The organism is Mesorhizobium sp. M1A.F.Ca.IN.020.03.2.1 (genome assembly GCF_004023205.1).
In the GTDB taxonomy this organism is placed as follows: Bacteria; Pseudomonadota; Alphaproteobacteria; order Rhizobiales; family Rhizobiaceae; genus Mesorhizobium.
In genome coordinates this window covers 1-9,993 of record NZ_RZSV01000205.1, presented here as the reverse complement: position 1 = coordinate 9,993, position 9,993 = coordinate 1, and the positions used below count along the sequence as shown (strand labels likewise).

The following is a 9,993-nucleotide window of genomic DNA, read 5'->3' as shown; positions in this document are numbered from 1 at the left end:
GCGCCATAGCGGTCGGAGAGGAGGAAGCCGCATTCCTCCGGAAAGATTTCCGCGGGCACGCCGGGATGGGTGGCGAAGAAGAAGCGGTCGGCATGCAGCCGGTAGTCCGGCCATTTGCGATCGACGCGAAAATCCTCGATCGAGGATTTGATCTCGATGATCCAGATGTCGCCCTGCCGGGTCAGCGCGACAAGATCGGCCCGCCGGCCGGTGGCCAGGGATAGCTCTGGCAGCACATGCGCGCCCATTTGGGTCAGCAGACGCTGCACGCCGCGCCGCACCAGCATGGCGCGCTCCGACTGGCGGCCGTCGATCAGCGGGTTGAGGGGAATCGCGGAAACGATAGGCATGGCAGGCACCATGCCAGATTTTGTTCACGGTTTGAACACGATATTAAAGGGCGATTGTATATTTGACAGACCCAGACGCACAATTAATTCGGGAACCGAATTGGGTTCCGGTATGTTGACCACTATCGCCGGTAACGACCCAACGGACATCGGCGGCTGAGAGACAGCGATCTAGCGCTCCCGTCTGCATAAGACCGGAGCCACGCTATGTCTCCCAACAATCCCCATCGCGCGCTTTATTCCAATCAGGACAGCATTCTAATCGCCAGATCGAGAGAGTATATCGAACGCTCACGACGGCGGCTCATAGAAACCGAACCGTTGCTCGATCCTCACCGGATGCGTCACCCCACACAGGATCGGGATATCGCCAGCATCCTGCGCGGCACTTGGTGGAAGTCTTATGATGACGACCAAGGGGCTAGCGAGGCTTCTTTCCCGCTTTCTCGTCGTGCTTAGGCGGCGGCGGGGACTTTGCCACTTTCTTAATCGCCGCGTTCAACGGCTCTTCGGAATCGACGGTTTCAATCTCCCGCGCCAGTTCGCGGAACTTCTCAACTTGACTCTTTTCAGCGGGTTTGCCTGACATTGCAGAATGCACCTTTGCTTTATTGACGAGAGTGGTAGCCCGCCCAAACCCTGCCGCGTGGGCAATAGGCCCTATTTTGTCACAGCCGGTCTTATCATGCATGAGGCCCAATGGCATGGCATTGCAGACGAAGTGCGCAGGATAAAGACCAAATATGGCGTCACAGGCGAAATCAAATGGCGCTATTTCGGCCCAGATAACACGGACCCGGGCAACTCCGTCGCCCACCTAACGAGGGCGAAAGGCGCGGGCGGTTATATATTTCACAGACCACCGCAACACTTGAGAGTGTTGCTACCCTGCTGCATCCGCAGTATGAACCCCAAAAAAATCCTAAGCCGAACGCAATCAGCGTTACAGGCCAATCGGTGATCGCCCAAGTAATGCCGATGATTGACGCTTCATTGTAGAGCGCCTCATCCAGCCTCCCCCAGATCCCCTTCGAAGATGAGCAGCACGCGGTTCGACGCCTGCAGCGCAAACCGCTTCGCTTCCGGGTCGTCATAGCAGGCCTTGGCAGCTTCCAATGACGGGAATTGGACGACGATCACCCGACCGGCATCGCGCGCCTCCACCAGCAGGGGCGGCACTTTCGAAGGATTGCTGCGTGCCTGATACTTCTCGCCGATGGGCTTCCAAAGCCTGGCGTATTCGGCTTGCGCTTCCTGATCCGAAATCTCGGTGCCGACGATGAGCCAGTATCCCTTTACGGGTGGAGCACTCCTGCCGAGGATTTGTTTCTGGCTCAAGAGCTAAGATAGAGATCGGATACTTGTCTAGCTCCGGTCGGCGACTTCACGCCGCCCCCGCCATGTCATCCAAAATCGGGCAGTCCGGCCGGTCGTCGCCGTGGCAGGCGTGGATCAGCTTCTGTAGCGTCGCGCGCATCGACTGCAGTTCGCGCACCTTTTCCTCGATCGCCCTGACATGGGCGCTGGCGATTTCGCGCACGTCATGGCTGGCGCGGTCGCGGTCCTGATAAAGCGCCATCAGCTGCCTGCAATCATCGATTGAAAAGCCGAGGTTGCGGGCGCGGCGCAAGAAGGCCAGCCGGTGCACGTCGTCGCGCGAGTAGTCGCGGTAGCCGTTTTCGGCCCGCGCCGGCAGGATCAGGCCGATCTCCTCATAGTAGCGGATGGTCTTGGCCGGCAGGCCGGAACGCTCGGCGGCATCACCGACATTCATGGCGCTCTCCTGTCTCCGGCAGCCTTTCCGGCTGCCCCGTTGATTTTACTTCACAATCCTGGGACCCCTGTTGCCGAAATGCCGCAGTTCGGCACTTACCAGCAGGGAAGGTCATGCATATAGGCAGTGCACGCTTGGCAAGCAAAAGAAATGCCAGCATGAATGATGGTGAGAAAGCGGCCGACTCGTGCCGCTGATAAAAGGCGGGGCGTCGGACCTATTCATGCGCTTGAAGTCGTTTGCAATCGTCGCCGCCCTGGCGCTGTCGACCGCGATCAGCGGGTGCAGCACCATTGGCGGGCAAATCTTCACCAACAACTATGGCGCGATGACCGATGCCGGCTATCAGCTGCCGCGCATCCCGATCGAGAAGGTTCCGGCCCGCTTCCGCCGGCAGGAAGTGCGCTACGACACTCCCGAGAAGCCCGGCACCATCATCGTCGACACCCAGAACAAGTTCCTCTACTTCGTCGAGGGTGACGGCATGGCCATGCGCTACGGCATCGGGGTCGGCCGCGAGGGCTTCGAGTGGCACGGCACCGCCCATATCGCGCTGAAGCGCGAATGGCCGACCTGGACGCCGCCGGCGCCGATGATCAAGCGCCAGCCCGAACTCGCCAAATTCGCGGGCGGCATGGAGCCGGGCCTGAAGAACCCGCTCGGCGCGCGCGCCATGTATCTGTTCAACAAGGGCGGCGACATGGGCTACCGCCTGCATGGCAGCCCGGAGTGGTTCTCCATCGGCAAGGCGATGTCGTCGGGCTGCATCCGCCTGATGAACCAGGACATTATCGATCTCTACGACCGCACTTCGGTCGGCGCCAAGGTCATCGTGATGTGATCACGATGGCCGCGGACAAAAGCTTGCGTGCGCGGACCGTCTAGGCAACAACAAGACGTCCAAAGACAGAAAACCGGGCTGTTGGGGCCCGGTTTTTTGTTTTTGCGGTTGGAGAAAATTCACTCCGCCGAGAAGCTCAGAAACCGCAACAGGCGGCCGGCGGAGCAGAATTATCAGGCGACCTGCTCGACCTGCTGCACTTCCGGAACAAAATGCCGAAGCAGGTTCTGAATGCCGTGCTTCAGCGTCGCCGTCGATGACGGGCAACCGGCACAGGCACCCTTCATGTGCAGGAACACGGTGCCGTTCTCGAAGCCGCGGAAGGTGATGTCGCCACCATCCTGCGCGACCGCCGGGCGCACCCGGGTGTCGAGCAGCTCCTTGATGGTCAGCACCAGCTCCTCATCCGCCTTGTCGTAGAACTCGCCGGCCTGGCCGGCATCGTTGGCCGGGGCCGCCGAAGCCATGACCGGCGCGCCGGACATGAAATGCTCCATGATGGCGCCGAGGATCGCCGGCTTCAGGTGCTGCCAGTCGGGACCGTCCTTGGTCACGGTGATGAAGTCGTAGCCGAAGAAGACGCCGGTGACGCCGGGGATCTCGAACAGCCGGCCGGCCAGCGGCGAAGCCTGCGCGGCGCCTTCGGCGTCGCGGAAGTCGGCGGTGCCGTCGCGCAGCACTTCCTTGCCGGGCAGGAATTTCAGCGTCGCCGGGTTCGGCGTCGATTCGGTCTGGATGAACATGGATATCTCCAGGCCCTTCCGGGCCGATAGTTTGGAATAGTTCTAAATAGGCTCTATCGGCTGGACATTCAAGCGAAACGCGTCGCCCGAACGGCTGGCTGGCGGAATGTTTTTGCCCCGGCGGAGCGCTTCGCCACGGCAAGCCTATCCTCCGACTTCCACGCTGAGTTGTCCACTCGTCTTCTGGATGTTCACCTCGGCGCCGTCCGCCGTGCGCATGAATTCGAGGTCGGCGCTTGCCTCGCCGACCCGCAGCCCGCGAAGCTCGATGCGGCTGACGAAATCGGGCAGTCGCGGCCGCACGATCCGCAGCCTGTTTGCGAAGGCGTCGGGCTCCAGGCCGAGGCAGGTGGTCACCAGGAACGGCACCGCGCCCGCTGCCCATGCCTGCGGGTGGCAGGCCACGGGATAGTGCACCGGCACCTGGAAATCGTTGCGCTGAAAGCCCGCCATCGCCTCCGGCAGCCGGTGATGGCGGAAGTGCATCGCCGCTTCGACAATGGCGGTGAAGGTCCTCAGCGCCGCGCCGTCCTCGCCATACCGCCGGCAGCCGGCCGCCAGCAGCGCATTGTCATGCGGCCAGACGGTGCCGAGATGATATCCGACGGGATTGTAGCGCCGCTCCGCGCTCGAGAGCGTGCGCACGCCCCAGCCGTTGAACATGTCGTCCTGCATCAGCCGCCGCACGGTTCGGCGGCCCTTGCCCCGATCCGCGATACCGCTCCACAGCGCATGGCCCGGGTTGGAGGAAACGACCGCGACCGGGCGGCCGCGCGCCTCGAGCGCCAGCGCGAAAGTGTCCAGGTCCTCGCACCAGAAGTCGCGGTTGAACCGTGTCCGAAGCTTTTCGGCCTCGCCGCGAACCTGCCTGGCGCTGTTGCGCTCGCCAATGCGTTCGTAGAGATCGGCGATGGCATGCTTGGCCGCAAACACATAGCCCTGCACCTCGACCAGCGCGATCGGCGGCCTGGCGATGCTGCCGTCGGTCCTGACGATCGCGTCGGCCGAATCCTTCCACCCCTGGTTGACGAGACCGCTTTCCGAGATGGTCCGGTATTTGACATAGCCTTCGCCATGCCCGTCTCCGGCCTTGGCGATCCAGCCCAAGGCCTTTTCCACCGGCTCCCGCAGTTCGCGGAAGAGCCCCACGTCGCCTGTCCACGCGGCATAGCGGCCGAGAAGCAGCAGGAAGAGCGGGGTCGCGTCGACCGTGCAGTAGAATCTGGCATGTGGGACATTGCCCGCGCGAGCGAGCTCGCCGACGCGCAGCTCATGCAGTATCTTGCCGGGCTGCTCCTCTCGCCATCGATCCGTTCGACGTCCCTGATAGCCGGCTAGAAGGCGCAGCGTCTGGGCGGCGATCTCCGGCTGGAAGGCGAGCATCTCGAGCGCGACGATCAGGCTGTCGCGTCCAAACAGCGCGACGTACCACGGCACGCCGGCTGCGAAATACTCCCTGTTGCCAAGATCCGACCTGAGCACCGCGAGATCGCGCAGCGAACGGTCCATGATGCTGTTGAGCAGCAGGCTGTCGCTGTCGAACTTCGTGTGTTGCTCCAGCCATTTTTCAGTATCCGCCTGAACCGTCCCGGCAAAGCCCTCGAGAGCAAACGCCGGGTGCTGGCTCATTTGCTCGGCCTCCGGCTCTTCCGACAGTTCCCTCAATTCTATGGTGATGGCGATGGTGCGCCTTTCTCCTGGCGAAACATCGAACTGGAACTCGGCCGCGGTTCTGTGCATGGCATCGGGTGCCGGCAAGAAACCGATTGTTGCCGTTCTGCGAACGTGGTCGGCGCCGTGATAGACAAAGTGGAGGCTGCCGTCGCGCCAGGCAGGCCGCTCGCACCTGCCGAGGTTCTTCGGCACCAGTCCGCGCACATTGAAAATGTCCTCGAAGCCGGCGCCGAAGTGCAGGGCCAGCGGAAAGCCATGCGGCTCGTTGCCGAAATTCTGGATGGTCAGAACCTCTCGCACACATGTTTGCTCCGCATCGAGAATGCGCTCCCAGCGGATGCCGAGCTCGTCCTTGGGGATCAGTCGCCCCCCATCGCAATGCAGGTCGGGATTGGCCAGTTCGAAAAGCGCGGCGTAACCTCTTTGCGCGGTCGAGGCCAACACGATCGGCGGCAAACCGCCCAGCGTCATCTCATAGCCGCCGAGGAAACGGCAGTCGTGGAAATAGAGCCCGAAGCCGTGCTCGCCTTTCACCGGTATCTGGGCGTCGGGAGCGAGGATATAGTAGAGATCGAGATTCTTGACCGTAATCGCGCCGGCGATGCTGTCCACCATGGCCGGGTGCCCCTTGGCGAGCACGCGGTGCCTGCGCTCCTGCTGCGCATCAGGCGTCTGCCGGGCTTTTTGCTGTGATCGCGCTGCCTGCGAGCGCGGCTGCACCGGTGATCCAGTCCCAGCGTTTCGCGGCTTTGACGTGCCGCTACGCCCTGCTTTCCGGGTTGATTCGTCCACCGGCGCTCCTTTGGAATGGCGTTTCCGTGACCATTCCAAATGGCGCGCCGCCGACACGGGCCAAGGGCTATGGGCTGGTTGATAACATCGATGTGTATCTGCGGATCGGCGACGTTCCAATCGGGCAGGAGGGGCCTTCCCAATTCAGGCCAGGCTCTCGATTTCCTCGTCGGAGAGGTTCTGCGGCACCACGGTAACCGGGATGGGGAAGGCGGCGCCCCGGCCGGCCACCGCACTCACCAGTGGCCCCGGACCTTCCTTGCCGGCGCCGGCCGCCAGCACCAGGATGGCGATATCCTGGTCTTCCTCGATGAGCTTGTGGATTTCCTCGGTCGGCTTGCCTTCGCGCACCACCAGTTCCGGCTCGATGCCGACCTTCTGGCGCACCTTGCTGGCATAGGTGTCGAGCGCCGCGCGCGCGGTCGCGTTGGCTTCCTCGCGCATGATCTTCTCAACCCCCAGCCAATGCTGGAAATCGTCCGGCTCGATCACATAGAGCAGGACCAGCACGCCGCTGGTGCTCTGTGCGCGCGTCGATGCGTAGGCGACCGCGCGCTCGCATTCCGGCGTATCGTCGATGATCGCCAGGAATTTGCGGCGATGTCCGGCTTCACGGCTGAGGCGTTTGGAAACCATGTCTGTCCGCTAGGTATCAATTCGGCCGCAATCTGCCACCGCCAGGGACCGGCGGCAAGCCGCCGGCCGGTATGGCGATCCCAGTCAACCAGCGAGGACCGATCAGTCCTGCAACAGGCCGATGATGTCGCGCACCGTCTTCATCGTGCCTTCGGCGATCGCGCGGGCGCGCTCGCCGCCGTCCTTGAGCACGGCGTCGACATAGGCGCGGTCGCCCTCGATGCGGCGCATCTCCGAGGCGATCGGCGCGAGCTTTTCGACTGCAAGGTCGGCCAGCGCCGGCTTGAACACGGAAAACTGCTGGCCGCCATATTCCTTCAGCACGTCGGCTTTGGAAATTTCGGCGAGGCCGGCATAGATGCCGACCAGGTTTTCGGCTTCCGGCCGGCTTTCCAGCCCGCCGACTTCACTCGGCAAGGCCTCCGGATCGGTCTTGGCCTTGCGGATCTTCTTCGAGATTGTGTCGGCATCGTCGGTGAGGTTGATGCGCGACAGGTCCGACGGGTCCGACTTCGACATCTTCTTCGAGCCGTCGCGCAGGCTCATGATGCGCGCCGCAGGACCGCCGATCACCGGTTCGGTGATCGGGAAGTAGCCATTGACCGTCTCTTCGCCGAACTGCATCTCGACGCCGACGCCAAGCGCCGCGATCTTCTCCGAGAAGTCGTTGTTGAATTTTTGCGCGATGTCGCGGGTCAATTCCAGATGCTGCTTCTGGTCCTCGCCCACCGGCACATGGGTGGCGCGGTAGAGCAGGATGTCGGCGGCCATCAGGCTCGGATAGGCGAGCAGGCCGAGCGAGGCGTTCTCGCGGTCCTTGCCGGCTTTGTCCTTGAACTGCGTCATCCGGTACATCCAGCCGATGCGCGCCACGCAGTTGAAGATCCAGGCCAACTCGGCGTGCTGGATGACCCGCGACTGATTGAAGACGATGTGCTTCTTGGGGTCGATGCCCGATGCCAGGAAGGCTGCGGTGATCGAGCGCGTCTGGTCGCCAAGGTCCTGGTGCACGAGCTGCGCCGTCAGCGAATGCAGGTCGACGACGCAATAGATGCAGTCGGATTGTTCCTGGAGGGCGACGAATTTCTTGATGGCACCGAGATAGTTGCCCAGATGCAAATTGCCGGTCGGCTGGACGCCCGAGAAGACGAGGGGCTTGAAGGCGGACATGATTTCCTCATGGCTTGTGGAGGGCCGTATACGCATGTTCCAAAAAGTTGCAGACTTTTTGGAGCCAATCATGCGGCTGGAAACCGCGCGCGGCGAAAGTCTTGCGACGGCGGGCTTATGGACGAAGGCGAATGCGGGATCAAGACCGCTGTTGCTGAAAGCCAGCTCGAGTTATTCGTCCAAGCCGGTGTTCGATTTCCGCGGCGCAGATTTCCCCGTGCCGCGCTTCACGTTCCGACGGATCATGCCGAAATCGGCGCCGCCGGTGCCGAAGGCGGTGATGAAGTAGAGCGCAGCCCCTCCGCCGACGAGCGCGAACAGGGTCGTCGCCTTCACCACCAGCGGCGAGCCGGGCCCGAGCCGCGCGGCGAAATAGTGCTCGGCGAAATAGAGCGCGACCGCCATCACAACAGCCGACAGCACCAGCCGGGGAATGCGCTTCAAGAGCGGTATGTCACGACCCCAGTGGCCGCGCTTTATCAACATGCCGAGCAGCAAAGCCGCGTTGACCCAGCCGGCGACGGCCGAGGCGACGGCGATGCCCGGCGCGCCCATCGAAGGAAACAAGCTCAGCGCGGTGGCGACGTTCACGCCGACGGAGATGGCGGCGAAGATCATCGGCGTGCGCGTGTCCTCGCGCGCGAAATAGCCGGGCGTGAAGGCCTTGATCAGCACGAAGGCCGGCAGGCCGAGGCCGAAGATCGCCAGGATCGAGGCGACGATCGGCGTCGAATGGTTGGCGGCGAAGGCGCCGCGCTCATAGACCAGCCGCACGATCGGCTCCGACATCACCCAAAGCGCCGCGGCCGCCGGCAAGGTCATGAACAGCGTGAACTCGACCGAGCGGTTCTGCAGATTGGCCGCCTCGATTAGATTGCCCGATTTCAAAGCACGCGACAGCTCCGGCAGCAGCACGATCGCCACCGCAACGCCGACGACGCCGAGCGGCAGCTGGTAGATGCGATCGGCATAGGCGAGCGATGACACGGCGCTGTTCTGCCCGGAGGCAATCGCCGTGCCGATCAGCTGGTTGATTTGGGTGATGCCGCCGGTAATAGCGGCCGGCAGCGCCAGGATCAGGAGCCGCTTGACGTTCGGCGTCATCTTGGGTCGGCGGAAGCCGATCGAGATGCCGGCATGGCGCACCGCTACCCAGACGATGGCGAGCTGCACGATGCCCGCCGCCAGCACGCCCCAGGATAGGCCGAAGCCGACATCATGCGCGTCGAGCCCATGATACCAGGCATAGGCGAGCACGCTGATCAGGATGATGTTGAGGAAAGCGGGGGCGATGGCCGCGGCGAAATAGCGGCGCAGCGAGTTCAGCATGCCGGCCATCATGGCGCCGAGCGACATGCAGATCAGATAGGGAAACATGATCGTCGCCAGCCGGACGGTCGTCTCGAACTTGCCCGGAATGTCGGCAAAGCCCGGCGCCACCAGATAGCGGACGATCAGCGGCATCGCCAGTTCCATGGCGATGGTGAGCGCCAGAAGCGCCGAGAACAGCACGCCGAACACTTCCTCCGAGAAGCGCTTTGCGCCGTCGGTGCCGTGCGTTTCGATCTCCTTGGCGAACAGCGGCACGAAGGCGGCGTTGAAGGCGCCTTCGGCGAACAGCCGGCGGAAGGTGTTGGGAAACTGGAAGGCGGCGTTGAAGGCGTCGGCGACCGGTCCGGTGCCGAGGGCCGCCGCCATCAGCATCTCGCGGCCGAAACCCAGCGCGCGGCTCATCAGCGTGCCGGAGGCGACGGTGGCGAATTTTTTGACAAGGCTCATGCGGAGGATGACTGCCTGCGGAATTGCGTCAAATGGATGGTGATGATCACTCGGCGGCCGCCGCCTTGGCCTTGCCGTTGCGTTCGGGCGCGTTGCCTTCGAGTGTGTCGATCAGCCGCTTGTGGATCGTGGCCGTGCGCGTCGGGCTGTCGATCTTCTGGCCGGTAAGGTCGGTGACATAGAAGGTGTCGATGACCTTTTCGCCGAAAGTGGTAATGTGGGCCGAGGCGATAT

At 62.9% G+C, this 9,993-nt stretch carries 11 protein-coding genes; 1 reads left to right on the top strand and 10 read right to left on the bottom strand.

The genetic code is table 11. From position 1 onward, the window contains the following. The 4 genes from EOA79_RS25080 to cueR all read right to left on the bottom strand — a co-directional run. Positions 1-350: MmcB family DNA repair protein (locus EOA79_RS25080; RefSeq protein ID WP_164893940.1), on the bottom strand; the 350-nt coding region annotated here is incomplete at its 3' end. Positions 351-771: 421 nt separating this feature from the next. Next, the gene (locus tag EOA79_RS33740) at positions 772-1,167 is read right to left on the bottom strand and encodes a hypothetical protein (RefSeq protein WP_245432947.1); all 396 of its coding nucleotides are present in this window, start codon (positions 1,165-1,167) and stop codon (positions 772-774) included. Positions 1,168-1,355: 188 nt separating this feature from the next. After that, positions 1,356-1,688 carry a DUF1330 domain-containing protein gene (locus tag EOA79_RS25070; protein ID WP_245479209.1) on the bottom strand — a complete coding sequence of 111 codons (333 nt, stop codon included), beginning with the start codon at positions 1,686-1,688 and terminating at the stop codon, positions 1,356-1,358. Positions 1,689-1,734: 46 nt separating this feature from the next. Further along, positions 1,735-2,124: a Cu(I)-responsive transcriptional regulator gene (cueR, locus tag EOA79_RS25065; protein ID WP_067003523.1), complete on the bottom strand. Its 390-nt coding sequence runs from the start codon at positions 2,122-2,124 to the stop codon at positions 1,735-1,737. A gap of 223 nt (positions 2,125-2,347) precedes the next feature. Here cueR and EOA79_RS25060 point away from each other — a divergent pair, with 223 nt between their 5' ends. Further along, positions 2,348-2,965, top strand: coding sequence for a L,D-transpeptidase (locus EOA79_RS25060; RefSeq protein WP_067003525.1), 618 nt, complete (start codon positions 2,348-2,350; stop codon positions 2,963-2,965). A 173-nt stretch (positions 2,966-3,138) separates the two neighbouring features. Here the strand turns inward: EOA79_RS25060 and EOA79_RS25055 are convergent, their stop codons facing one another. The 6 genes from EOA79_RS25055 to EOA79_RS25030 form a co-directional block, all read right to left on the bottom strand. After that, on the bottom strand, positions 3,139-3,708 hold the full coding sequence (locus EOA79_RS25055; RefSeq protein WP_067003527.1) for a NifU family protein: 570 nt from the start codon (positions 3,706-3,708) through the stop codon (positions 3,139-3,141). A 144-nt stretch (positions 3,709-3,852) separates the two neighbouring features. Next, positions 3,853-6,102 (bottom strand): glycogen debranching N-terminal domain-containing protein, encoded by a 2,250-nt coding sequence (locus tag EOA79_RS25050; protein ID WP_127335357.1) that lies wholly within the window; start codon positions 6,100-6,102, stop codon positions 3,853-3,855. A 216-nt stretch (positions 6,103-6,318) separates the two neighbouring features. After that, positions 6,319-6,810, bottom strand: coding sequence for a universal stress protein (locus tag EOA79_RS25045; RefSeq protein ID WP_067003529.1), 492 nt, complete (start codon positions 6,808-6,810; stop codon positions 6,319-6,321). Positions 6,811-6,912: 102 nt separating this feature from the next. Then, positions 6,913-7,980 (bottom strand): tryptophan--tRNA ligase, encoded by a 1,068-nt coding sequence (gene trpS, locus EOA79_RS25040; protein ID WP_127335356.1) that lies wholly within the window; start codon positions 7,978-7,980, stop codon positions 6,913-6,915. 171 nt (positions 7,981-8,151) lie between these two features. Beyond that, positions 8,152-9,759, bottom strand: a complete 1,608-nt coding sequence (gene murJ / locus EOA79_RS25035; RefSeq protein ID WP_095824306.1) for a murein biosynthesis integral membrane protein MurJ — start codon at positions 9,757-9,759, stop codon at positions 8,152-8,154. 46 nt (positions 9,760-9,805) lie between these two features. Then, positions 9,806-9,993 (bottom strand): hypothetical protein (locus EOA79_RS25030; RefSeq protein ID WP_164893939.1); only part of this gene is annotated, 188 nt, incomplete at its 5' end.